Source organism: Aeromonas sp. FDAARGOS 1411 (assembly GCF_019047125.1).
Taxonomy (GTDB): Bacteria; Pseudomonadota; Gammaproteobacteria; order Enterobacterales; family Aeromonadaceae; genus Aeromonas; species Aeromonas veronii.
The window spans coordinates 2,523,540-2,548,843 of record NZ_CP077214.1; the positions used below are offsets into that span (position 1 = coordinate 2,523,540).

Annotated in this window: 18 protein-coding genes; 9 read left to right on the plus strand and 9 right to left on the minus strand. The window is 61.2% G+C overall.

Annotated features, from left to right (window positions below):
* The first annotated feature begins 16 nt into the window (after positions 1-16).
* Together I6L41_RS11140 and I6L41_RS11145 are read left to right on the plus strand one after the other, a co-directional pair.
* On the plus strand, positions 17-895 hold the full coding sequence (locus tag I6L41_RS11140; RefSeq protein ID WP_216958861.1) for an alpha/beta hydrolase: 879 nt from the start codon (positions 17-19) through the stop codon (positions 893-895).
* Between the two features lie 111 nt (positions 896-1,006).
* A complete protein-coding gene (locus I6L41_RS11145; protein WP_216958864.1) occupies positions 1,007-2,152 on the plus strand; it encodes a patatin-like phospholipase family protein in 1,146 nt (381 codons plus the stop codon).
* Positions 2,153-2,180: 28 nt separating this feature from the next.
* Here the strand turns inward: I6L41_RS11145 and I6L41_RS11150 are convergent, their stop codons facing one another.
* Entirely contained in the window at positions 2,181-4,133 is a 1,953-nt protein-coding gene (locus I6L41_RS11150) for a monovalent cation:proton antiporter family protein (RefSeq protein WP_216958867.1), read from the minus strand.
* A gap of 118 nt (positions 4,134-4,251) precedes the next feature.
* Between I6L41_RS11150 and I6L41_RS11155 the strand changes: the two genes are divergently transcribed.
* Positions 4,252-5,154 carry a GGDEF domain-containing protein gene (locus tag I6L41_RS11155; RefSeq protein ID WP_005347848.1) on the plus strand — a complete coding sequence of 301 codons (903 nt, stop codon included), beginning with the start codon at positions 4,252-4,254 and terminating at the stop codon, positions 5,152-5,154.
* An 89-nt stretch (positions 5,155-5,243) separates the two neighbouring features.
* On the opposite strand, the gene tilS is transcribed toward I6L41_RS11155, so the two are convergent.
* Positions 5,244-6,602, minus strand: coding sequence for a tRNA lysidine(34) synthetase TilS (gene tilS / locus I6L41_RS11160; RefSeq protein ID WP_216958870.1), 1,359 nt, complete (start codon positions 6,600-6,602; stop codon positions 5,244-5,246).
* Positions 6,603-6,782: 180 nt separating this feature from the next.
* Here tilS and I6L41_RS11165 point away from each other — a divergent pair, with 180 nt between their 5' ends.
* Positions 6,783-8,816, plus strand: a complete 2,034-nt coding sequence (locus I6L41_RS11165) for a M13 family metallopeptidase (protein WP_216958873.1) — start codon at positions 6,783-6,785, stop codon at positions 8,814-8,816.
* A 120-nt stretch (positions 8,817-8,936) separates the two neighbouring features.
* Entirely contained in the window at positions 8,937-9,374 is a 438-nt protein-coding gene (locus tag I6L41_RS11170) for a PliI family lysozyme inhibitor of I-type lysozyme (RefSeq protein WP_005347855.1), read from the plus strand.
* 81 nt (positions 9,375-9,455) lie between these two features.
* Here the strand turns inward: I6L41_RS11170 and pdxY are convergent, their stop codons facing one another.
* From pdxY to I6L41_RS11200, 6 genes are all read right to left on the minus strand, one after another.
* Positions 9,456-10,319, minus strand: a complete 864-nt coding sequence (gene pdxY, locus I6L41_RS11175; RefSeq protein ID WP_216958876.1) for a pyridoxal kinase PdxY — start codon at positions 10,317-10,319, stop codon at positions 9,456-9,458.
* A gap of 93 nt (positions 10,320-10,412) precedes the next feature.
* Positions 10,413-12,545, minus strand: coding sequence for a lysine decarboxylase CadA (locus I6L41_RS11180; RefSeq protein ID WP_216958879.1), 2,133 nt, complete (start codon positions 12,543-12,545; stop codon positions 10,413-10,415).
* Between the two features lie 77 nt (positions 12,546-12,622).
* Positions 12,623-13,957, minus strand: a complete 1,335-nt coding sequence (cadB, locus tag I6L41_RS11185; RefSeq protein ID WP_216958882.1) for a cadaverine/lysine antiporter — start codon at positions 13,955-13,957, stop codon at positions 12,623-12,625.
* 755 nt (positions 13,958-14,712) lie between these two features.
* Complete coding sequence (gene cadC, locus I6L41_RS11190) at positions 14,713-16,266, minus strand: lysine decarboxylation/transport transcriptional activator CadC (RefSeq protein WP_042055196.1); 1,554 nt, start codon at positions 16,264-16,266, stop codon at positions 14,713-14,715.
* Positions 16,267-16,658: 392 nt separating this feature from the next.
* Entirely contained in the window at positions 16,659-17,939 is a 1,281-nt protein-coding gene (gene yjeH / locus I6L41_RS11195; protein ID WP_216958885.1) for an L-methionine/branched-chain amino acid transporter, read from the minus strand.
* An 88-nt stretch (positions 17,940-18,027) separates the two neighbouring features.
* Positions 18,028-18,927, minus strand: coding sequence for a LysR family transcriptional regulator (locus I6L41_RS11200; RefSeq protein ID WP_216958888.1), 900 nt, complete (start codon positions 18,925-18,927; stop codon positions 18,028-18,030).
* A gap of 155 nt (positions 18,928-19,082) precedes the next feature.
* Here I6L41_RS11200 and I6L41_RS11205 point away from each other — a divergent pair, with 155 nt between their 5' ends.
* Positions 19,083-20,105: an MBL fold metallo-hydrolase gene (locus tag I6L41_RS11205; RefSeq protein WP_216958891.1), complete on the plus strand. Its 1,023-nt coding sequence runs from the start codon at positions 19,083-19,085 to the stop codon at positions 20,103-20,105.
* 91 nt (positions 20,106-20,196) lie between these two features.
* Positions 20,197-20,916, plus strand: a complete 720-nt coding sequence (locus tag I6L41_RS11210) for an ABC transporter substrate-binding protein (RefSeq protein ID WP_216958894.1) — start codon at positions 20,197-20,199, stop codon at positions 20,914-20,916.
* A gap of 91 nt (positions 20,917-21,007) precedes the next feature.
* Here I6L41_RS11210 and I6L41_RS11215 read toward each other — a convergent pair whose 3' ends face one another.
* The gene (locus I6L41_RS11215) at positions 21,008-22,300 is read right to left on the minus strand and encodes an HAAAP family serine/threonine permease (protein ID WP_005338498.1); all 1,293 of its coding nucleotides are present in this window, start codon (positions 22,298-22,300) and stop codon (positions 21,008-21,010) included.
* 498 nt (positions 22,301-22,798) lie between these two features.
* Between I6L41_RS11215 and I6L41_RS11220 the strand changes: the two genes are divergently transcribed.
* Entirely contained in the window at positions 22,799-23,737 is a 939-nt protein-coding gene (locus tag I6L41_RS11220; RefSeq protein ID WP_042055187.1) for a LysR family transcriptional regulator, read from the plus strand.
* 73 nt (positions 23,738-23,810) lie between these two features.
* A complete protein-coding gene (locus I6L41_RS11225; RefSeq protein WP_216958897.1) occupies positions 23,811-25,223 on the plus strand; it encodes an MATE family efflux transporter in 1,413 nt (470 codons plus the stop codon).
* Positions 25,224-25,304: the final 81 nt, after the last annotated feature.

Here is a 25,304-nt window from a genome sequence, read left to right on the forward strand (position 1 = left end):
AAACCACAGGATGACCATGAGCAGCAAGATCTACTTCAACACCCGCCGCTTCAGCCCGAGCAAATGGCTGCTGGGGATCGGGACCCGGTTGCACCACAGACTCGCCCCCACCCATGCCAAGCGCACCGCCAGCAAGTTGCTGCTCACCCCCCAGCGCAACCAGCGGAATGCCCACGAGCCAGCGGGCCTGGTGAAGCAGGCCGTCCATACCAGCGAAGGGGTATTGATGATCTATCGGCTCGGTCAGGGGCCGCAGTGGCTGCTGATGCACGGCTGGTCCGGCAGCGCCAGCCAGTTCTATCCGCTGATGAGCCATATCGCCGCGCAAGGTTTCACCGCCATTGCCTACGATCATCCGGCCCACGGCCAGAGCGCGGGCAACACTGGCCACCTGCCCCGTTTCGTGCGCGCCTTCGACGAGCTGGCGACCAGGCTGGCCAGCGAAGCAGGCCCGCTGCACGGGGTCATCGCCCACAGCATGGGAGGCGCCGTCACTCTCTCCAGCCGTCAGGCGGGTATCGATACCCTGCCGCTGCTGTTGATTTCGCCGGTGCTCGACTATGTGCCCCAGCTCTACGGCATGGTGGCGCGCTCCGGCTACTCCATCCGGTTGTTCGATGCGGTGGTCAAGGAGATTGAGCAGGAGTACCAGCACCCCTTGAGCACGGTCGATCCGCTAGGTCGCCTCGCCAGTCGCAGCGGCGCGGCAATGATCGTGCACGACGAGGAGGACAGATTCGCCCCCCATAGCGACTCCTTGCGGGCCAGTCAGGATGGTCATACCCGGCTGGTGAGCACCCGGGGTCTGGGCCACGGTCGCATCCTCGCCAGCGCCCCGGTATTCGCCGCCTTCGATCAGCTGGCTCGGCCGGAAAATCCTCACCGCGCCCTTTGACATGGGCCATGAAAAAAACGGGCAAGCGCCCGTTTTTATATTTGATACAGCGCCTTATAGTTAATTTGTCAGTGGGAACATTCTTGTCAGGACACAATAAGGCGCCAGCATATGGCCAGACCCAATACAGCGTTGTTGCTCACCGGTGGCGGTGCCCGCGCCGCCTATCAGGTCGGCGCCCTCAAGGCGATTGCGGAGCTCTACCCGCGCAATCTCGGCATCCCTTTTCCCATCCTGTGTGGCACTTCGGCGGGGGCCATCAACGTCACCGCGCTCGCCTGCTACGCCTCCTGCTTCCATCTGGGGGTGCGCAAGCTGGAGTGGGTCTGGCGCCGTTTCGAGACTCACCACATCTTCGATTTTCACCCCGGCCGACTGCTGTGGCGGCTGATGTACGAAGGGTCGGCGGGGCTGATCAATCCCCACACCAACCACGCCTTTCACCTCTTTGACAACGCGCCGCTGCACCGCCTGCTGGATCAACTCATCGACTATCACCGCATCGATGACAACATCCTCTACGGCAGTCTGGAGGCGCTGGCCATCACGGCATCGGATTACGATGACGGCCTATCCACCACCTTCTTTCAGGGGCGGGCTGACCACCATCCGTGGGAGCGGGCCAGACGTCGCGGGGTGCGCACCGTGCTTACATCGGAGCACCTGCTCGCCTCCTCGGCGTTGCCCTTTGTCTTTCCGGCCACCCGGATCGGCGAGAAGTTCTACGGCGACGGTTCCATCCACCAGCTGAGCCCGCTCAGCCCCGCCATCCATCTGGGGGCGGAGCGGATCCTGCTGATCACCCTGGATCCGCCAGCGCACTCGGCACCGACCCATCATCACGGCCATCTCACCAGCTCCAATATTGCCAGCCATCTGCTCGATACGGTCTTTACCGACACCCTCAACTCCGACCTGGAGCGGCTGTGGCGCATCAACCAGACTCTGGATCTGATCCCGGAGCGGGAGCGCAATCGCCTCAAGCTGAAACGGGTGGAGACCTGCGTGCTGAAACCGAGTCAGGATCTCGACACCATCGCACTGGCCTACCTGCGCAAACTGCCGCTAAAGTTGCGCCGGCTATTGCGGGTGTTGGGCGTGAAGGGGGATGAGACCAGCAGTCTGGCCAGCTTTTTGATGTTCTATCCGGGTTATTGTCAGCAGCTGATCAAGCTGGGCTATCAAGACACCCTGAGGGAACGGGAGAGAGTCGTCGCCTTCCTCGATATCGAAGGGCAGCCAAAAGAGCGGGAATAAAGGGTGCGGCCGATGAGAGCAAGGGGACTCAGCGCCCCTCCAGCAGACGCTGCTCCGCCTGCTCCATCGCCACCACGGTACCAAACAGGATCAGTCGGTCACCGGCCGCCAGCACCAGCTCGGGTCTGGGCTCCAGACTCTGATCGCCGCGCTGCACCTCCTTGATCCGCACCTCATCGAGCGGCAGCTCGCGCACTTCACGGCCTACCGCCCACGCCTGATCGTGCAGCAACAGCGGATGGAGGCGTTCAAGCAGCTGATCCGCTTCCAGATTGCTGGCGCTCTGATCCCCCCAGTAGAAGCCGTGCAGGAAGCGATACTGGCTGCTGCGCTCCAGCTCCATCCGGCGGATCACCCGACCGATGGGGATATCGCAATTGAGCAGCAGGTGGGAGACCAGCATCAAGGCCCCCTCCTGGGATTCGGGGATCACCTCGAAGGCCCCCGCCTGCTTGTACTGCTCCAGAAAACTGTCATCCCGGGTGCGCACCAGCACCTTGAGATCCCCCGCCAGTTCGCGGATCAGTGCCAGCATCGCCTCCACCCGCTTGCGATCATCGAAGGTGATGATCACCAGCCGTGCCCGCAACAACCCGGCGGCCAGCAGAATATCGCGGCGGCTGGCGTCGCCAAAGGCCACCTGCTCCCCCGCCAGCTTGGCCTCGCTCACCCGCTCGGGGTCGAGGTCTAGGGCCAGAAAAGGGATCTCCTCGATCTTGAGAAAGCGGGCACAGGTCTGCCCCGCCCGGCCAAACCCAGCGATGATGACATGCTGGTTTTTGCTCAGGCCCGACTGGGCCACCTCGGAGCGGGTCAGCAGCGCCGGATCGGTGAGGCTGCGAGCCAGCGAGTGGGCCTGGGTCACCAGCCAGGGAGTCATGGCGATGGAGATGATGCCAATACCGATCAGCAGGGAGACCAGCTGCTGATCCAGCAAGCCGTGGTGCAGCGCCAGCGCCAGCAGCACAAAGCCGAACTCCCCCACCTGACTCAGCATGATGCCGGCGGCCATGCTGTCGCGCTTGCGCTCCCCCATCAGCCGCCCGGCCAGCAGCACCAGCAGGGATTTGCACAGTACCAGTAGCACCACGCAGATCAGTACCTGCCACCATGCCCGCGCCACCAGTTCCCACTCCATGGCCATGCCGATGGTGATAAAGAAGAGCCCCATCAACATGTCGCGAAAGGGCTTGATGTCCACTTCCAGCTGATGACGGTAGTGGGACTCCCCCAGCATCATCCCCGCCAGAAACGCCCCCAGTGCCATCGACAGCCCGAGCGAATGGGTCATGAAAGCGGCGAGCAGCGCCACCAGCAGGGCACTCAGTACAAACAGCTCGTCGGAGCGGGCCCGCGCCACCTCGTGAAACAGCAGCGGCAGCAACCACTTGCCCACCGCCAGCAGAGTGAAGAGAGCAAACAGCCCCTTGAGGGTGGCCCAGGCGATCTCGGCGGCCAGGGCGCTCCCCTGCACTTCCGGCTGGGCGAGGATCGGGATCATCACCAGCAGGGGCACCACCGCCAGATCCTGAAACAGCAGCACGCTCACCCCCAGCTGGGCGCGGCGGGTGTGGAGCTGCTTCTGCTCGCCGAGCTGCTTGATCACCACCGCCGTGGAGGAGAGTGCCAACGTTCCCGCCACCACCAGCGACTGGGCCAGACCCAGCCCCCACCACCAGCCGATGGCGAAAAAGAGCAGTGACGTGAGCAGCACCTGCAACATCCCGACCCCCAGCACCAACCGGCGCATCGCCAGTAGTTTCGGCAGGGAGAACTCCAACCCCAGTGAGAACATCAGAAAGACGATCCCCAGCTCGGCAATGGTCTGCATGATCGACTGGCCGGTGATCACCGCCAGCCCGTGGGGGCCGAGCAAGACGCCGGCAATCAGGTAGGCAAGGATGACCGGCAAGCCGAGGCGCCGGAAAGTTGCCACCAGCAGAACGGCGGCGAACAGCAGGATCAACAGGTCGGTGTACAAATTTTCCTCTCCTTTTATCGACTTAAGCTTAGTCAGCCGATCTGGCGGGCAGGAAAGATATATTGGGCATGCCAATTGCAGGGAGGAGACAGTAGTCAGGTGTTACAGGTGGAAGACCATGGAAAATACGTCGTCACTTAATGGCTTTAGCCATGGCATCGAGCAGTGGGTTCGCCAGATGGAGCGGCTCACGCCGTTGCCCAGCGTTGAACGCAACCAGTTGCTCGAGCAGTTGTTGGGGCAGAGCGATCTCGGCGGTCTGCTGACAACTTTTGCCGATCGTGCGGCAAGAATTGTCAGGATCCACGGTCTCTACCTCGATTGTGGCCAGCCCCATGTGCTGATCCAGCACCCACCGCTGGCCACCCTCAACCTGCACAACTATCCGTTCGAGCTGCGCGGTCAGCATGGCCAGCTGCTCGGCCAGCTTCACTACGAGCTGGAACATCCGCTGAGCGGCAGCCAGCAACGGGTACTGATGCAATACCATCAGCTGCTCTGCCTGCTGCTGCCCCTCTATCTGCGGCTGGAAAAACTGGATCAGCTGGTCAGGCTCGATCACCTGACCGGCCTTGGCAACCGCTCCTACTTTGACGAAGCCATTGGCCGCGCCATCGAGCAGCACAGCCGCGAGCCCCACGGTCTGGTGCTGGTGCTGCTGGATCTCGATCGCTTCAAGCAGATCAATGATACCTGGGGCCATCCGGTGGGGGATCTGGTGCTGAGCCGCTTCGCCCAGCTGCTCAAGGGGTGTATCCGCAGCACGGATCAAGCCTTCCGGCTCGGGGGAGATGAATTTGCCCTGCTGCTGCAACCGGCCGAACCCGAGGCGTGGCGCCCGGTCTGGCTGCGACTGCAGCATATGTTGATGACCAACAAGGAGCTCAGCACCTTCTCGGTCGGATGCAGCCTTGGCGCCGCCAGCTGGCAATCCGGGGTCGATGTGCCGAGCCTCTACGAGGCGGCCGACAGTCACCTCTACGCCCGCAAGAAAGCAGGCAAGGCCAGCCCTAACGAATAATCCCGAACTCTTCTTTGCTCCGGCACATGCGAGCCATGTGACCGGAGCTTCTTTTTTTGGGGCTAATCCTCCCTCACACCGAGATCACCTCATGCAAGATCCTGCTCGGGCAGGATGGGGGCGGCACCGTTTCCCTGCCAGTGGCAAACCAGCCCGGCACTCTGTGCCATAAAACCGTCGCAGACAAAGAGCCCCACCACCGCCGCCACCTGCTCGCCATAGTAGAGGATGGGAATGCGTCCCCGTTGCCACGAGGGAACACCATACTCTTGCAGCAGCTTCTTCATCCGCCGACTGCCGCTTCGCCCCACCGGTTTGAGGGGGATCCCGGGCGCTACCTGAAAACGCACCGAGAGCGGCTCGTCCGCTCGGGGGGAACGCAGCAGATCCTCGCCGTGCTCCGCCATGCGCACCACCAGCTCACCCAAACCATCCGGCAGGGTCAGCGGCTCGCCCACAATCATCGGCAACACCTGATGACAAGGTTGCAAGTCAGGGCTCACCAGATAGAGCCGCTCCTGAAAACGGCGGCAGCTCTGGCGCCCCCAGTTGAGCTGGGGATTGGCATCGCCGCGCGCCAACGCGACCTCCTGCCACAACCGGGCAAGCTGCTCGCGGGATGGCATCTCGCCCCCCTGACGGCGGATCCAGTAGCGCAGCAGGTTGTTGCGCCGGGTGGGAGAGAGGGCGTGCAGCGGGCCGATATGGAGCGCCTCCCCCTCGCCCGCCAGCTGCCAGTCACTCTCGGCCAACTCATCCAGCAGCGCCTCCTGCTCGGCGCACAGGGCCATGCTGCGCGCCGCGGTCTGGGCCATGGCGGGCCAGCGCGCCTTGAGCTGGGGGATAAGCGTCTGGCGCAAAAAGTTGCGGTCATAGCTCACGTCCTGATTGCTCTCATCTTCCACCCAGCCAAAGGGGAGGCTCGCCGCCGCCTCGGCCAGCTCGGCACGACTCATATCGAGCAGCGGGCGCAGCAGCAGGCCGCCGGCAAAGGGCTGGCTTGGCAGGATCCCCGCCAGCCCGCGCAGACCGGCGCCGCGCTTGAGGGCCAGCAGCAGGGTCTCCAGCTGATCGTCCTGATGGTGAGCGGTGAGCAGCCACTCCCCCTCCCGCATCCGGGCGGTCAACCGCTGGTAACGGGCGGTGCGAGCCTGCGCCTCCAGACTCTCGCCATTGCCGCGGGCCAGAGTCACTCGCTCGACCAGCAGCTCCACCGCCAATTGCTGACACACGGCTTCACAATGAGCGACCCACTCATCGGCATGGGGGCTGAGGCCGTGGTGCACGTGCAGGGCGCGAAGTGGCAGGCCATGCTCGCGGGCATACTGCACCGCCAGCGCCAGCAGCAGGGTTGAGTCGAGGCCGCCACTGAAGGCCACCAGCAGACCGGTGGAACCTTCCGGCGCAGGCATAGTCAGACAAAAGCGAGAATAAAGATGAGAAATCATAGGCTTCCCCAAAACGGACCGGCCGATCTTAGCAGAGTCGGGCTTATCAAGCTGCAACCCTGCTGCTAGAGTGAGGCTCGCCCGCCCTCTCCACCAGGCTGGCCGCAAGGCGGTCGCACAACCGGTTGGAGCAAGGAAGATGGGCAGGGAAGCAAACAACCCGAATTGGAATCAAACAAGATGAACAATAAGAAAAGCTTACTGGCCGGCCTGATTGGACTGGCACTGCTGGCTGGCTGCAGTCAGGCACCGCAAGACTCCCCCAAACACTCCGGGCTGGCGCTGGCCAATATGGACACCCAGGTCAAACCCGGCGATGACTTCTTCCGCTACGTCAATGGCAAGTGGCTCGCCACCGCCAAGATCCCTGACGATCGCCCCGCCGATGGCGCCTTCTACATGCTGCGGGACAAATCCCTCGCCGATGTGCGGGTGCTGGTCGAGGGGCTGGCCAAGCAGGAGGCCGCCACCGGCACGCCGACCCAGCAGATCCGCGATCTCTACGCCAGCTATCTGGATCAGGCAGGCCGTGACGCCAAGGGGCTCACCCCGCTGGCACCGGCGCTGGCCGACATCGATCGGATCGGTGATCAGGCCGCGCTGGCCCGTGCCTTTGCCCAGTCGGGCCGCATGGGCGGCGGCGCACCGTTTGGCATCTGGATCGACGCCGATGCCAAATCCCCCGACCGCTATGCGGTCTACCTCTATCAAGGTGGACTGGGGCTGCCGGATCGGGACTACTACCTCAAGCAGGATAACGAGAGTCAGGCCCTGCGCCAGAAGTACCAACAGCATATCGCCGCCATGCTGAGCCGCCTCGGGGAATCTGACCCGAGCGGCAAGGCCAAGCGGATTCTGGCCCTCGAAACCCGGCTCGCCACCATCCAGTGGGACAATGTCGCCCTGCGGGATCGGGAGAAGAACTACAACAAGCGCCCCGCCAGCGAACTGGCACGGCTCGCCCCCCATCTCGACTGGCAGGCTTATCTCAATGCCGCGGGCATTGCTAGCCAGCCGGATCTCATCATCGGCCAGCCGACCTATCTGAGCGCGCTGGATCAGGTGATGGCCCAGACCCCCATCGCCGACTGGCAGGCCTACCTCAAGTGGCAACTGCTGACCGATTACGCCCCCTATCTCGACAGCGAGACCGACCGCGCCAACTTCGCCTTCTACGGCACCACATTGAGCGGCACGCCCAAGCAGCGGGCCAGCTGGGAGCGGGCGCTCGGGGTGCTGAACGATCATCTGGGTGAAGCAGTCGGCCAGCTCTATGTGGCCCGCTACTTCCCGCCAGCAGCCAAGGAGCGGATGGAGCAGCTGGTGGAGAACCTGCGCACCGCCTACGGCCAGAGCATCAAGGAGCTCGACTGGATGTCGCCCGAGACCAAGGCGCAGGCACTCGAGAAGCTGGCCAAGTTCCGCCCCAAGATCGGCTACCCCGACAAGTGGAAGGATTACAGCGCCATCACCATCAAACCGGATGATCTGGTGGGCAACCTGCAACGCTCGCAAGCCTTTGAATACGCAGACAGTCTGGCGCGCCTCGGCAAGCCGGTCGACCGGGACGAGTGGCACATGTCGCCGCAGACGGTGAACGCCTACTACAACCCGAGCAACAACGAGATCGTCTTCCCGGCGGCCATTTTGCAGCCCCCCTTCTTCGACATGACGGCGGATGATGCGGTCAACTACGGCGCCATCGGCGGGGTCATTGGTCACGAGATGGGCCACGGTTTTGATGATCAGGGGGCCAAATCCGACGGCGACGGCATGATGCGCGACTGGTGGACGCCGCAAGATCTCAAGGAGTTCCGCTTCCGCACCAGCCGTCTGGTGGCCCAGTACAACCGCTTCGAGCCCATCAACGGCCAGTTCGTCAACGGCCAGTTTACCCTGGGGGAGAACATCGGTGATCTGGGCGGCCTAACCATCGCCCACAAGGCTTACGAGTTGTCGCTTGATGGCAAGGAGGCACCGGTGCTGGATGGCTTCACCGGCGAGCAGCGCTTCTTCCTCGGCTGGGCGCAGGTATGGAAAGGGATGTATCGTCCCGAACTGATGCAGATGTTGCTGCGCTCCGACCCCCACTCGCCGCCCGAGTACCGGGTCAACGGCGTGGTGCCGAACATTCCCGCCTTCTACGAGGCATTCAACATCCAGCCGGGGGACAAACTCTATCTGCCGCCCCAGAAACGGGTGAAGATCTGGTAATGCACGCCTCTTGTGAGGCATAACAGAGGGGCGGATGCCATGTGTCGGCACCGCCCCATCTCCATACGTTGACGTCAGTGAACGGCCCTGCCGCTCACCGCAGTAACAAGGGTAACGCCTATGAAAACCTTGCTGATGACACTCGGTCTGCTCACTCTGCCCTTGACCGGCCAGGCAGCGGAGAGCTTCTTCAAACAGCTGACACTCCCCTCCGGTCAGGTGATCACGGTGGCCGAAGGACGCGGTGAACCCGCCTCCATCGGCAGCTACGATGTGCGCCTCTACTCCGGCGCCAATCCCCAGTTCCCGCTGGATCAGTTCATCGATGGCAAGGTGCTGCCGCGTGATGGCTCCATCAAGGAGCTGAAATTGCTGGATCTCAACGGTGACAAGCAGCCCGAGCTGGTGGTCATCATGGAGAGCGCCGGCAGCGGCAGCTACCTGAGTGCCGACGCCTTTACCATCAGTGCGCAGGAGGGGCTCGACACCTTCAACCATGTCGAGGGACTCGGCCCCAAGGAGGATGTGATCGAGGCGCTCAAGGATCCCAAGGATTAAGGCGCGACAGCCCCACATCCTTCAGAAATAGAAAAAGCCCTGACCAGCAGGGCTTTTTTGTATCCAGAATCGGCGACGCTGCTACTCAAGGCGAGTGGCCCGGGTACGCACCAGCGGCAACGCCATTTCGTGCTGGGCCGCCACCAGTTGCAGCTCGTAGGCCCCCGTCAGCCAGGTGCGAGCCAGCACCGCATCAACACTGGCGTTGGTGCGCTCGAACGCCACCACCGGAGTGAAACCGGCCAGCAGATTGGCCAGCATGGTGGCGCTCAGCAGATCCCCCACCCCGATGGGGTGGCGGGCAAAAGGGTAGAGCGGGCGCGAGAGGTGAAACGCCCCCTCCTCGCACACCAGCAGCATCTCGAAGCGGTCCATGGCAAAACCTGCCTTGCCAAGATGCTTGACCATCACCAGCTTGACCCCTTGCGCGCGCAGCTGCTGGCACGCCTCGATAGCCTCCGGCACATTGCGGATATCGCGGCCGGTGAGCTGTTCCAGCTCCAGCAGATTGGGGGCCAGCATATCGGCGCAGGCCAGTGCCCTGGTTTTCAGAAAATCGGCGACGCCGGGTGCCACTATGCACCCCTTGTCGGGGTGACCCATCACGGGGTCACAAAAATAGAGGGCGGCCGGATTGAGCGCCTTGAGCCGGGCCACCGCCGCCAGGATCTCCTCCCCCTGTTCGGCCGAACCGAGGTAGCCGCTCAAGATCGCATCGCACTCGGCCAGCACGCCGATCTCCGCCAGGCCGTTTACCAGCTGACGGATATGGCCGCCGGGCATCACCATCCCCTGCCAGCCTTCGCGGTATTGGGTGTGGTTGGAGAACTGCACCGTGTTCATCGGCCACACCTCGATCCCGAGGCGACGCATGGGAAAAACGGCGGCGCTGTTGCCGGCACAGCCAAAGACTACGTGGGATTGAATGGAGAGCACTCGCTTCATGGTTGGCGACTCACGCAATAAGAACAGGAATTCCGGAGGGAAAAACGGGCCTTGCGGCCCGTTGTTGTCACTTTCGATGGTTGTCGATATCGATTAACGCAGCACCTTGACGGTGTAGCTGCCATCGGCCTGACGATAGAGGCCGTGGATGTCGGTCTCGAAGCCCGGGTAGTGGGCACCGATCTCGCACAGCATCTCGAGGAACTCGAGCACCGGCAGAGAATCCTGAGTCACCATCTCGCCCGGCAGAACCAGCGGTACTCCCGGCGGGTACGGCAGGATCATGTTGGCGCTGATGCGGTCAACCATGTCACGCAGCGGCACTTCCACCACGTTGCCGGCCAGCTCTTGCTGCCATGCGGCGTGCGGAGTCATCTTCATTTCCGGCAGTACGTCGAACGCCTTGAACATCAGCTCCGGCAGACGGTACTTGCTGGTCAGCTCGTGAATGCGCTGCGCCAGCTCCTGGATACGCATCCCTTCGTAGAAGCTCGGGTCTTCACGATAGAGGCTCGGCAGGATGTTCTTGATGGTCAGGTTCAGGTCATAACCACGTTTGAACTCGGTCAGGGCGCGCAGCAGCTGCATCGCCTTGGACTGATCGATACCGATGGAGAAGAGGAACAGCATGTTGTAGGGGCCGGTCTTCTCGACCACAATGCCGCGCTCGTCCAGGAACTTGGAGACCAGAGAGGCAGGGATGCCCTTCTCCAGCAGCTGGCCATCACGACCCATACCCGGAGTCAGCAGGGTGACCTTGATCGGATCCAGGTACATGTGGTTGTCATCGATGTCCTTGAAGCCGTGCCAGTCATCTTTCGGATCCAGCTTCCAGCACTCGACGGTGTCGATGTTGTCCGGCTGCCATACGTCGAAGAACCAGCCTTCGCTCTGATCACGCAGACGCTTGATCTCTTTGCGGAAGGAGATGGCGCGATCGATGGAGTCCTTGATCAGACGCTTGCCGGTGTTGCCACGCATCATGGCAGCGGAGATCTCGGTCGATGCCACTATGCCGTACTGCGGCGAGGTGGAAGTGTGCATCATGAAGGCTTCGTTGAAGGTCTCTTCCTCCACGTCACCCTTGATGTGGATCATCGAGGCCTGGGAGAAGGCCGCCAGCAGCTTGTGGGTGGACTGGGTTTCATAGAACACCTTGCCCGGCATGGCTTCGCCACTCATGCCGCACTTGCCTTCATAGATCGGGCTGAAGTTGGTGTAAGGGACCCAGGCACTGTCGAAGTGGATGTAAGGGGTATCCAGACTCTCCTTGATGAAGCCGGTGTTGTAGAGCAGGCCATCATAGGTGGAGTTGGTGACTACGGCGTAACGGGGAGCCTGGGCACCCGGTGTCGCGGCAACCTTGGCAGCTATGGTGTCGCGGCTGAATTCGCTCTGCGGGATACCACCCAGAATGCCGTAGGCGTTGCGGGTCGGACGGAAGTAGATCGGCGTCACGTCGTTCATCATCATCAGGTGAGTGAGCGACTTGTGGCAGTTGCGGTCAACCAGCACTGTGCTGCCGGCCGGCGCGGAGTACATGCCGACGATCTTGTTGGCAGTGGAGGTACCGTTGGTAACGATGTAGGAGCGATCGGCGTTGAAAGTACGGGCGATATACTCTTCGGCTTCCTTGTGCGGACCGGAGTGATCCAGCAGGGAGCCCAGCTCCGGCATGGAGATGGAGACGTCAGCCTTGAACGCGTTCGGGCCGTAGAAGTCATAGAAGATGCTGCCGGCCGGGCTCATCTGGAAGGCGGTACCGCCCATGTGACCCGGAGTACAGAAGGTGTATTTACCCTCTTCCACGTACTTGAACAGCGCCTTGGTGAACGGCGGCAGGATGGCGTCCTGATACTCCTGAGTGGCTTGATCCATCTTGAGGGCGATGTCGTCAGCCATGCCGAGACGGTACTCGAAGAAGTGCACATTCAGACGCAGGTCGGTCAGGTGAATATCCAGAGTGGACTGGTCGTTGGCAAAGGCGAAGATCGGCAGCTTCTCGTTGCGATCGTGGATCTCCTTGCACAGACCCAGGGAGTATTTGTCCCAATCGAAGATGGCGCCGCAAACGCGGGGGTTCTTCTCGATCAGTTTCAGCAGGTCGGCCACATCGACCGGATAAACAACCTCGAAACCCTTGCGCTCGAGGGAGGCTTGCAGCTGGCGAATGGGTTCTTCTTTAAAGAAAACGCCCAGGTGGTTGAGGATGGCAATGATATTCATCGTAATGCTCCACACGTAATGGGGCGCTCTCCATCAGGGATGGTGAGTGAAGAGCGCTCGGAAGATAAAAGGGGGAATTAGTTGCTGGGCTGTTCGCTCAGCAGGGCATCGTGCTGACGCAGACCCTGTTTTTTGGCGTAGAACATCAGGATGATGAGCGACACCACGAAGGTAGCGGTAAGGTTGGAACCCTTGGCACCCATCAGGGCCACCAGACAGAAGACACAGGCCACACCGGAGAAGATCATCGCGCCGATGCTGCGGGAGGTCATGCCCTCGAAGCGGATCAGGTTAATGCTGGAGTAGAAGTAGGGCAGCATGGTCAGCAGCACCGCATCTGTGGTCAGCACGTTGAAGAGATCGGCAGCGTGAGCGGACTGGGAGGTGAAGGCGGTCAGGCCAACCATCAGGGCAGTCATCTTGAGGGAGCCCAGGATCAGACCCTTCTTGGCCACGCCGTTCTTGTCCACTTCGCCGTAGATTTTCGGGAAGTTGCCGTCGTTGGCGGCACGCTTGCCCGCCTCGCCCACCAGCATCATCCAGGAACCGAGCGAGGTGAAGCAGGCCAGAGCGGTGAAGGCAGAAACAAACGGCGCAGACCAGCTACCGAAGATGGCGGAAGAGGCCATGGCAAACGGGGCGCCGGAGGCAGCCACTTCACCAGCCGGGAACATGCCGCTGATCACCTGGGTAGAGAGGATGTAGATAACACCCGCGATACCGGTACCCAGCATGGTAGCGAGCGGTACGGTGCGCTTGGGGTTCTTCACCATGCCGGAAGAGACGGCGGCAGATTCAACACCGACGAAGGACCAGAGGCAGATCAGCACGGCACTGATGATCGCATGCAGGTCGCTACCGCTGGTGGTGTTCCAGTTCTGGCTGTAGACGGTGGCATCAAAATGACCCCAACCCATCACCGCAGTACCGACAACCGGCAGCAGGATCAGCACCAGACCCAGAGTACAGAGTCGGCTCACCCAACTACCGCCAAGCAGGTTGACGAAAGTGAAGATCCAGACGGCAGCGATGGTGGCTGCGGCGGCCGGAATTGGGCTGTTGAGAATGGGGAAGAAGACCGAGAGGTAGGAGACGCCGGTAATGGCGATTGCCAGGTTACCGATCCAGTTGGCGTGGTAATAAAGCACACCGGTCTGGAAACCGAACACCGGAGAGATCTCGCCAGCGTAAGCAATGGGGCCACCCTCTTGCGGGTTCTTGGTAGCCAGGCGGGCAAAGACAAAGGCGAGGCCCATGGCGCCGACTAGACAGATTGCCCAGCTAAAGACAGAGATGGAGCCGATGGTGGCCAGTGCCGAAGGCAGCAGCGCGATGCCACTCCCCATCATGTTGCCGGCCACCACACCTGTACAGGCGATAAGGCCAATCTTCTTGCTCGTATCTAGGGACATAAGATCTCCGGTTCTATAAAAGGTCGGGTCGTCACATACACATTTGGCGGAACGCCCCGCCAAAGAATGGGCACAGACTAGGCCTCTCATCCCCGGAAAACATAAAGACCAGCTAACGGATAAAAATATGAGCCAACTTTTTTCGCCGCCTCGTCACTTTTGATAAAAACCATTTAAAAACAGCAAATTGACATCAGGCCACACCGCCACCTTGATAAAACCTTGATATCCTTCCGCCCCATTTTTTCCCCTTGATAACCCCCTTATCACGCCGTCTTGATATTTTTGGCCAGATAAACCCGCGATAAAGCAGCTCCCATTGTGCCCCCCTGCCCTTGCGGCCATTTGGAAGCCCTGCGGATCATCACCCTGAGTGGCCGCTCACCTCCTGCTTTCCCCTTCGCTCGGCTCATCACAATCCAAACTCAGAGGTAAAGCGCAATGGCGATAACCGGTAAGCAATGAGAAATGGGTCGAGACAGACAGCTTATCCCGCCGCCAACCATGAGCAGATGTCACAAGCTGCACACGGCGTAAAGCCGAACAAACGCGAGTGCAACGAATGCCGTGGGCAAAGCAAAGGCAAGTGGGGATAGTGGGGAGCGGGGGGGGATAAATCATGACTCGCCAGAGCGACTATCCCCAATGGCAAAGAAGCAGGATTGAGACGAGCAGAAACCGCACAGGCCGCCCGAAGGCAGCCTGTGGATGGGGTCGACAACCGCGCCGACCGGGGGAAAACCAACACTGCGGCGCTAGAAGAGCTTCACCTTGCTCTGACCCAACGCATTGAACAGAGCCGGGGTGAGGCTCTCCATATTGCTGTAGAAACCGAGCTGCTGGCAGAGCAGATAGGTCTGCTCGGTCGCCTCCATCAGGAAGGCCTGACTGTAGGCATCACCCGCCGCCTCGGGGCGACCGTCCAGCTCCGCCAGCTTGCCCTGCAGTATGTAATAGAGCACCGAGCGGCCGCGACTCGCCGCCTTCTCCAGCAGATAGTTGGCCTGCTGTTGCTGGCCGTTGAGGATCGCCTGCAGGGTCAACGCCTCCCACACCCGAGCAGGGAGAGCGCCGCTGTTTTGCACCACGCTGGCGAGATGAGTGCCAATCCCCTGCAGCCGCTCGCTCTCGGATTTGCCCGCCAGGGTGGCCAGCGCCTCGCCCGCCAGATAGCGCTCCGCCAGCAGCAGCGGCTGATCCGGATGGGCAATCAGCGCCTGCTCCAGCAGATCGATGCCGCGCTTGAGGGCGACCGGATCCCGGCTGTTGATGTAGTACTGCGCCTCCATCATCGCCATCAGGGAGGCATCATCGGTCGGCCAGCCCATCCCCGGCTCGGCATCGGGCTGGTCGAGGGCGCGCAGCAGATCCTGGCTGCTGGCCTGCAACACGCCGTGCACACTGTGGCGACTGAGCTGGTACTGATGGCTGAACAGCACCCGGTTGGTGTTGATATTGCGATACTCCAGATCGAGATAGGTGCCGCGCGGCTGGCGGGTGACCCGCACACTCAGCTCCTTGCCGGGCATGATGCCCCCCATCAGAGTGGTGGCACCATACTGCACCCGCAGCGGCGTGGCCACCGCCACCTCCCCCATCAGGGCTCGGGTAATGCCATCGGCGAGGCGCACGTTCTCGTTGTTGTCATCCATGCCGGAGTGAAAGCGGAACACCAGCAGATTGGGATCCAGCATGGCATGCACCTGGGGGCTGGTGTGCTGGTAGCTGAGCATGCTGACAATGGCGATCAGCACGATGGCAACGAAGATATCGAAACTCACCATCTTCCAGCGGCTGCGGGCATCCTTGGCATGGGTGGAGATGGCGCGGGTCAGGGGCCCGGCGGGAAAAGGGGCGACATTGGGCTGTGCATCATCATCCTGCTCAGCCGCGGGCGGGCTCAGATCGGAGAGAGTCGGGTTGTCGGAGAGAGCGGTATTGACCGCGGGCACGGGTTGCTCGTCCGCCATCACTACGGAAACCACCTGCAGCGGTCGCACCGGCGCCACCAGCTTGTAGCCGCGCTTGGGCACGGTGACGATATAGTCGGTCGCATCGGTGCGACCATCTTTGAGGATCTTGCGCAGTTCGAAGATGGACTGGGTCACTACCTGATCGGTCACCTCGGCGCCATCCCACACCTCGTTGATCAGGGCATCGCGGCCAAACACGGTGCCGGCATTGTGGGCCAGAAACCGCAACAGATTGACCAGTCTGGGTTCGAGGTAGACCTCGCGGTCGGGGCGACACAGCATGTTGTCGTCAACGCTCAGGGTCCAGTCGTGGATCTCAAAAACCGATTCGCTCATGATTCACTCGCTGCAGATGGTGACAATGCACGATGAGAGAGACGCAAAACCCGGGCTGACTGAACGGAACAAGGCGCTATCACCACAGGTGACAGATAAAAAGAGAACCGAAGCAATCACATCTCTGAGAGTCAGTCTGGCCAGGCCATCCTGTTTACGTCTGAAGGGCATCCTTGCGGGCATTCCGACCACCGGGATCGGAAGGGATCACTTTAAGCAAAACGGGAGCTGGATCCCACTTTTTTTGGCTATAAATCGCCGTTGAGTTGATCCGACACCGCACTTTTCGGCAAATAGCGTGCCAACTAGTATTCATATGAACATCCCATATGCCTGAATCAAAAAGCCCTGAACATCAGGGCTTTCTCATTTCTTCGACCATCGGGGAGACGTTACTTCGCTACCGGGAGCACATCCTGCTGACGACTGCGGCGCAGATGACGCCGCCACAACGAGAAGCCGCCGTAGCCAAGACTGAGCACCACCGCATAGAGCACCTGAGTGGCGAGCGCCACCAGCACCAGAGCACAGAGCAGCACACTCATCCCCGCCAGCCCCTTGCCCACCCCGCCGAGCAGACGCCAGCCCGCCGCCATGCAGAGCAGGTAGACCAGCACGAAATTGCCGTTGGCGTAGCGGATCAGCTCATCGAGCGGCAGTCGCAGCCAGATGATGAGGGTGATGCAGAGCAGACAGATAGCGAGCACCAGACCGAGTGCCCGCAGCGGCGCGCCGCGGGCGGTGAGCACGGCCAGCGAGGGGGGCAACTTGCCTTCCCGCGCCATGCTCCAGATCAGCCGGGCAAAGCCCTGAATGTAGATGTTGATGCTGGCAAAGCAGGAGAGGTAGCCGAGCACCGCCACCAGCCACTTGGCGGTGGGGCCGAACAGCAGCGCCAGCAGAGAGGGGATGGCGGTGGCGTTTTTCGCCTCATCGCCGTAGAGGCCATATTTGAGCACCACCAGCGAGTGTACCCAGTAGATGAGCCCCGCCAGCAGTACACCGCCGAGCAGGGCAATGGGGTAGTCCCGCTCCGGCCGCTTGAACTCCTCCCCCATATGGGCGAAGGCTTCCAGCCCGACGAAACACCAGAACATCACCGCCAGCGCGGTGGCCATAGGGGGCCACTCGTCCGTCGTCGGCAGCGGCCGGGCCGCATCGCGCCAGCTCACCTCCCCCTTGAACCAGATAAGCAGGGTGAGCCCCAGAATGGCGAGCGCGATAAGCAACTGCAGGTTGCCGGAGGAGCGCGCCCCGCGCAGCCCCAGCAGAAAGACCCCGAGCAGGGTCAGCAGCTGGATGGCCCAGAGGGTCCACTCCCCCATCTCGAACAGGGCGTGCCAGAAGCCGGCGGCAATCATCAGGGCGGCGGGCAGCCCCACCGGCAGCACAGCCAGAAACAGGAAGGCGGAGAAGCGCTCGGCGCCGTTGCCAAAGGCGAGGCCGATGAGGTGCGGCGCGCCGCCCGCATGGGGATAGCGACGGCCGAGGCGAGCGAAGGTAAAGGCGATGGGCAGCACCAGCGCAATCAGCAGCAACCAGGCCCAGAGCGAGGCCCCACCCGCCAGCGAGGCGGCGGTCGCCGGTACCACGAAGATCCCGGTGCCGAGCAGCGAGGTGGCGAGCAGCCCCATCCCCTGCCAGAGCCCGAGATCCTTTTTCAACCCAGACATATCCTTTTGTCCTGACTAAAAAAACATCCCGCCATGTTAGGCCTGCCCCGCCCCTTTGTTAAGCACGGCAGCGAGAATATGCAGCCTTTTATTCAGGCTCGGACTCAGCTTGCAGGGATTCGGCCAGAAAATCCCCCAGCAGGGTGATTTTGAGCACCTGCCGCCGCGCCGCCGGATAGATGAAGTAGAGGGTCTTGGCCGGGCTCTGATAGTTGCCAAGCAGTGGCAGCAGACGTCCCGCAGCGATATGGTCACGCACCTGTTCGGCTGGCTGCAAGGTGATGCCAGCCCCCGAGAGCGCAGCCGTCAACAGCGCCGGCCAGTGATTGATGCGCAGGCGCGAGGCGACCCGTACCTCCTCGCTCTGGCCATCCTCACCGACAAACTGCCAACGCTCGTGCTCGCCCCAGTTGCCGTGCAGACACTGGTGGCGAACTAGATCGGCTGGATGACGGGGCACGCCGTGGCGATTGAGGTAGTCGGGAGCAGCGCAGAGCCGGTAGTGCTGGGTCAGCAGCGGACGGGCAATCAGCGCCTCATCCTGCGGGCGCAGGGTGCGGATGGCGGCATCGACCCCCTCCTCCACCAGATCGACCCAGCGGGGGGTGAGCTGCAGATCCAGATCCAGCTTGGGGTAACGGTCGAGAAAAGCAGGCAGCAGCGGCACCAGCCGGTGGTGGCCAAAGCTGAGGGGGGCGGCGATGCGCAGCCGTCCGGCCGGCTCGGCCAGCAGGTTCTGGGTGAGCGACTCGGTCAGTGCCAGCTCCTCCAGCACCCGCTGGCAGCGAGCCAAAAACAGCTGGCCCAGCTCGGTGAGAGTCTGCTGGCGGGTGGTCTTGTGAAACAGCTTGCCCCCCAGCCATTGCTCCAGCCCCAGCACATGCTTGCCCACCATCTGGGCGCTGATCCCCTCTTCGCTCGCCACCGCGCTGTAGGAGCCGAGATCCACCACCCGGGTGAAGATACGCATGCTGGTCAATCGGTCCACAACCCCTCCTTTTTGCCGGTTTCAAGGCCGTTTGGCCCGCGACAAGGGCCCTGATTCACAACCAAAAGTTTAGTAAGAAATGGATTTTAGCCAATTTATTCAACTTTTAGTTACCAATACAGTGATGCCATCCCTCCCCCACAGGATAAATTCCCATGAAAAGTACCTATCTGGCCGCATTACTGGTCGGTCTGCTGGCCAGCGGCGCCAGTCAGGCCGCCGAGAGCAGCTTTATCAGCAACCACGATCATACCCCTGCCTCAGCAACTCAGGCCCGGCCCGATATCTTTCGGGTCAGCCTGCTCGGCACCGGCACTCCGGTACCCCAGATCAGTCGGGGCGGTTACAGCACTCTGGTCGAAGCGGGCAACCAGAAGCTGGTGTTCGATTTTGGCCGCAACTCCGCTACTCGCCTGTGGCAGCTGCATATCCCCATCGGCCGGGTCAACGCCTTCTTCCTAACCCACTTTCACTCAGACCACACCAACGGGCTGGCGGATCTCTGGCTGACCGGCTGGCTGCAACCGGCCTATGGCCAGCGCCACGCGCCGATGGAACTCTACGGCCCCAAAGGCACCACAGCTCTCGCCCGTGGCTTGCAGCAGGCCTACGCCACCGATATCGCTACCCGGGTCAAGGATGAGGGAACGCCGCTGGATGGGGTGGAGATCAACAGCCACGAGGTCACCGCCGGGGTGGTCTACAACCATGACGGGGTAAAGGTAACCGCCTTTGACAACGACCACGGAGTCAACATCAAGCCGTCATTCGGCTATCGCATCGACTACCACGGCCACAGCGTGGTGCTCTCCGGCGATACCCGCTACAGCCCCGAAGTGGTGAAGCAGGCCAAAGGGGCCGATCTGCTGGTGCACTGCGTCTCCATGACCTCTGCAGAGCAGATGAAGGCCAACCCCGGCTACAAGGCGATCGCCGGTCACCTCGCCTCCCCCGAGCAGGCGGCCCGGGTAATGAACGAAGCCAAACCGGCGCTGACGGTATTCAGCCATATCGGCCTCAACGGCAAGATCAGGGTGAAGGATCTGGCGCAGGATCTGCGCGCCCGCTACTCGGGCCCCTTTGTCATCGGCAACGACCTGATGCAGATTGATCTGCCTACCACGGCCTCCGGCAAGGGCTATGCCCTCTGGCAGTCGGAGAATATCGACAATAAATAGCTGGCACGGATGCCGGTCAGCCATGGCCGGCATTCGCAATCGACACCGGGGGCTATCTTTAAGGGGTGTTTGACCACAAGGAGTTATCTCTATGAGCCTGAAATGGAAGCACCTCGCCCTGGCCACTCTTCCCTTGTTCGGCATGACGGCCGCGCAGGCGGCGGTGTTGACCAGCCTTGAATGGCCCCCTTACACCAGCGCCAGCCTGCCTGAACAGGGCAAGAGCAGTCAGGTGGTGACCGCAGCCTTTGCCCTGGCTGGCGACCCGCTGACCATCAAGTTCTATCCCTGGCAACGGGCCGTGGACGAGGCGACCAACAACCCCGAGGTACTGGGTTATTTCCCCGAGTATCTCGACCCCAAGAGCAGTTGCCTCTTCTCTGACCCCATAGGTAACGGCCCCCTCGGCTTTGCCGAGCGATCCGATCAGCCGATCCCCTGGCAGAGCCTTGATGACCTCAAGGGCAAGAAAATTGGTGTCGTCACCGGCTATGTGAATACCACCGAGTTCGACGAAAAAGTGGCCAGCAAGGCACTCTCGGCTGACGCCACCAGCTCGGACAGCCAGAACCTGCTCAAGCTCGGCAACGGTCGGCTCGATCTGGCGGTCATCGACCAGAATGTGATGACCTATCTGCTGGAAAGCGATCCCCAGCTCAAGGACGTTGCCGCCAACCTCGGCTTCAACGACAAGATCCTCGAGGACAAGTCGCTCCACGTCTGCTTTACCAACTCTGCCAAGGGGAAAGAGGCGCGGGACAAATTCAACAAGGCGCTGGCCAGCGACGAGGTGAAGAAGCTGATGAAGTAGCGATACCGCATCCGCTCGCCGCCCCAAACAGCCATAAAAAAAGCCGCCTCTTGCGAGGCGGCTTCTTCATTCAACTTGGTAACCGGCGTTATCAGGCAATCAGCTTGTAGATGATACCGGACATGGCGATCAGGCCGATGATGGTCACGAAGCCGTTGCTGATGTTGCCAGCGTATTTGCGCATGGCCGGAACCTTGGTGATGGCGTACATCGGCATCAGGAACAGCAGCATTGCGATGATCGGGCCGCCCAGGTCTTCAATCATGCCGAGGATGCTCGGGTTGATGGTGGCGATGGCCCAGGTGGTCAGGATCATGAACACAGCAGTGACTTTGTTCAGTTGCTTGGTGTCAACGTTCTTGCCCTTCTCGCGCAGCGCCTTGGCCATCAGGCCGTTCATGCCTTCTTGCGCCCCCAGGTAGTGACCCAGGAAGGATTTGCTAATGGCAACCATGGCGATCAGCGGAGCCACAGTACCGATAACCGGGTTATCGAAGTGGTTGGCCAGGTAGGACAGGATGGAGATGTTCTGTTCTTTGGCAGCAGCCAGGTCAGCCGGGGAGAGGCTCAGTACGCAGCTGAATACGAAGAACATAACGGTCATCACCATCATGACGTGGGCGCCCAGCAGGATGTTGCTGCACTTCTTCTCGGCACCTTCACCGTAACGACCTTTGTTGTCCACCGCGAAGGAGGAGATGATCGGGGAGTGGTTGAAGGAGAACACCATTACAGGGATAGCCAGCCACAGGGTCTTGATGAAGTCACCGTTGAAGGCGTCGGACAGGGCCGGAGCTTCAGTGATGATGGCACCGTTCCAGTGCGGGATCAGGTAGAACGCCAGACCCATCAGGGTGAGCACGAACGGGAATACCAGCACGCTCATCGCTTTAACGATAACCTGGCCGCCCAGACGAACAACCGCCATCAGACCGAGGATCAGGGCCAGTGACAGAACGGCACGGGGAGGTGCAGACATGCCCAGCTGGTGAACAATCACGCTCTCGACGGTGTTGGTGATGGCGACTGAATACATCAGCACGATCGGGTAGATGGCAAAGAAGTAGAGCAGGGTGATGAATTTGCCTGCGGTCTTGCCGAAGTGCTCTTCTACTACTTCAGTGATGTCGCCATCACGGGTAGAGCCGGACAGCACGAAGCGGGTCAGACCACGGTGAGCAAAGAAAGTCAGCGGCAGCGCCAGGATCAACATGGCAACCAGCGGCCACAGGCCACCTACACCGGCGTTGATTGGCAGGAAGAGCACACCGGCACCGATCGCGGTACCGTACAGACCCAGCATCCAGACCACATCGGCCTTGTTGACGCCGCGGGAGGTGTTGCTGGCTAAACGACCATCAGCTGCAATATTCATGTCAGACATACGTTGTTCCTGTCATCTAGGAAAATGGGATTCTTGTTTGGTCGGGCCTTGGCCCGGTTCCATCTCCCTGGAACGCCTGCTGTCCGTCCTTGAAATTAACCTCTCGCCCCCCGGCAACCTGGCCATCACTCCTTGTGACAACAGGATTGCAACAAACAACAGTGCGAGATTTTGACCCTGAGGGTCGGCGCCCGTCTCACTTAACAACCGATTAACGTGCACCACTCTTGATGGGCTGACTTTAATTAAATGCCCTTATTAATCACAGCGTTTTTTTGAATTAATCAACCAAAGTTTGATTTTGGTCGCCTTTCGGACGACCAAGATCACACTCAAAGCGCCTTATTGTGAGTTTTTTTTAACAATTCAACTTAGTTTCACTGGAATCAATGGCCTGCGAGCAGCTACATATTTGCAACAAGCCACCCATTTTGCGCGGATTGTGTGCAGCACGGCCTTGGCGTACCCTTGTGACTCACGCCTTTTTGTTGATTGATGATGACCATTACCCGTACCGATCTCGCCGAACTGGCGGTGTTTGCCGCCGTCGCCCGTCACCGCAGTTTCAGCAAGGCCGCCCTCGAACTCGGGGTCTCCGCCTCCGCCCTCAGCCATAGCCTGAAGGGGCTGGAAGCCCGTCTGGGAGTACGGCTGCTCAACCGCAGCACCCGCGCCGTGGTACCGACCGAAGCGGGCCAGCGGCTGCTCAAGCAGCTGCTCCCCACCCTCAATACCCTGGAAGAGGCGCTTTGCGAGCTGGCCCGCAACAGCGATGAACCGGTGGGACGACTCAAGCTCTGCGCTCCGCGCGGCGCAATCGACAGTCTGCTGGCACCTGTGCTGATCGACTATCTGGCCCGCTATCCGCGGATGCAGGTGGAGGTAGTGGAACAGGAGCTGATGCCCCGGCTGATTGAAGATGGTTACGATGCCGCGCTCTTTTATGGCGATCTGCTGCCCAAGGAGATGATCGGCATCCCCCTCGGCCCGCCCCAGCGTTATCTGGTGGTGGGCTCCCCGGCCTATCTGGCGGAGCACGGTACGCCGGAGCACCCGAGCGAGCTGAGCCGCCACGCCTGTATCGGCTATCGCCTCACTCCGCACCATCACTATCGCTGGGCCTTTGCCGCCGACGGCACCATGCTGGAGATAGAGGTAACCGGGCCGCTCACCACCAGCACCCCGGCCCTCTATCTGGGCGCCGCCGAGGCGGGGCTGGGGCTCGCCTACTGTCTGGAAGAAGAGGTGAGCCAGAAGGTCGCGGAGGGGAAACTGCTCACCGTGCTGGAGCCCTGGTGCCCCACCTTTGCCGGCTTCTACCTCTTCTATCCCAGTCGGCATCAACTGGGCAGTGGCCTGCGCATCCTGATCGACATGCTCAAGGCCCACTACCAAAACCCCGGATTAGTGAGTAATACTCAGCAATTCATCAAGTGAAACCCTGATTATCACCAAATAAGTATTAATCTAGACTAGCTGTTCGATAATCGAACTCCCCGAGAGAACAGATATGTCTGCCTATTTAACACTGCGGCAACGGGCCATGACCCGTCGCTTCTGGGCTTACGCCCTCCCCTCCATTCTTGCCATGCTGGTCTCGGGGGCCTACTACCTCATCGACGGCATCTTCGTCGGCCACTATGTCGGCGCCGCTGGCCTCGCCGGGATAAACCTGGTCTATCCGGTCATCATGGTGCTGATCGGTCTGGCCGCCATGATCAGCATGGGGGCGGCCACCGCCATCTCCTTCCTGCAAGGGGCGAAAAACGACACGCTGGCCCGTCAGGCGCTGGTCAACGCCCTCTGGCTGCTGGCCGGACTCGGGGGCGTTGCGCCGGTGCTGCTCTATTACACCCACACCGATATCCTGCTGGGGCTGGGGATTGAACAGGGCACCGAGACCTGGAAACAGGCGAGCGACTACCTCACCTGGATTGGCGGCGGTACCCTGCTGCTGGCCAGCAATCTGGCGGTGCCCTATCTGCTGCGCAACGATGGTCGCCCGAAACTGGCCATGGTGCTGGTGAGCAGCGGCGCCGTGCTCAATATCATCCTCAACTACATCATGGTGGGTCGGCTGGGGCTGGGATTGATCGGTACCGCGCAAGCCACCCTGATGGCAGAGGGTGCGGTGAGCCTGATCGGCCTTGGCTACTTCTTTACCCCCTGGGCGCGGCTGCGCCTCAGCTGGCGGGATCTGGTGCCCAACCTCCCCGCCATGCCGCACCTGCTCTTTACCGGCCTGCCAAGCCTGATTGCCCAGTTCAACCTCGGCCTGCTGCTGATGCTGCACAACAGCCAGCTGATGGTGTATGGCAATGTGAAGGATCTGGCGGGTTTTACCGTGGCCGGTTACACCGAAGCGGTCTTTATCGTCATTCTGCAGGGGCTGGCGTTCGGCATTCAGCCGCTGATCAGCAAGGCGGCAGGGGCCAAGCGCCATCGCAACCTCAAGTACCTGATGGAGATGGGGCTCAAGTTCACCTTTATCTACGGCATGCTGGTGTGGCTCACCATCCAGTTGCTGCCGGGACAGGTCGCCATGCTCTATACCGGCGACAAGGATCCCGAACTGCTGGCCGCTGCCATCAGCAGCCTGACCCTCAACCTCGGCGCCATTCCGCTGGAGGGGATCATCATGTTCGGCATAGTGCTGCTGCAATCCATGGCGCGTACCCGTCAGGCACTGGTCATCTCCATCGCCAAAACCGTGTTGCTGCTGCCGCTCATCTTCCTGCTGCCGCAACTGTGGGGCCGTGATGGGGTGCTGATGGCCCAGCCCGCGACCGTGCTGCTGCTCACCCTGCCGCTCTGCTGGCTGCTGTGGCGCGAGTGGCTGCGCCTGAAGATGGCCTGCGCGCCAAAAGCCAAACAGCGCCCACAACCGGCCCGCGCACGCGCCGCCGTCCAGCTGGCCCGTTAAGGCCACCCATCCCGCAAAACAATAAAAAACCGGCATCCCCTGATGCCGGTTTTTGCTATATGGGCGGGTCTGCCTGCCCTT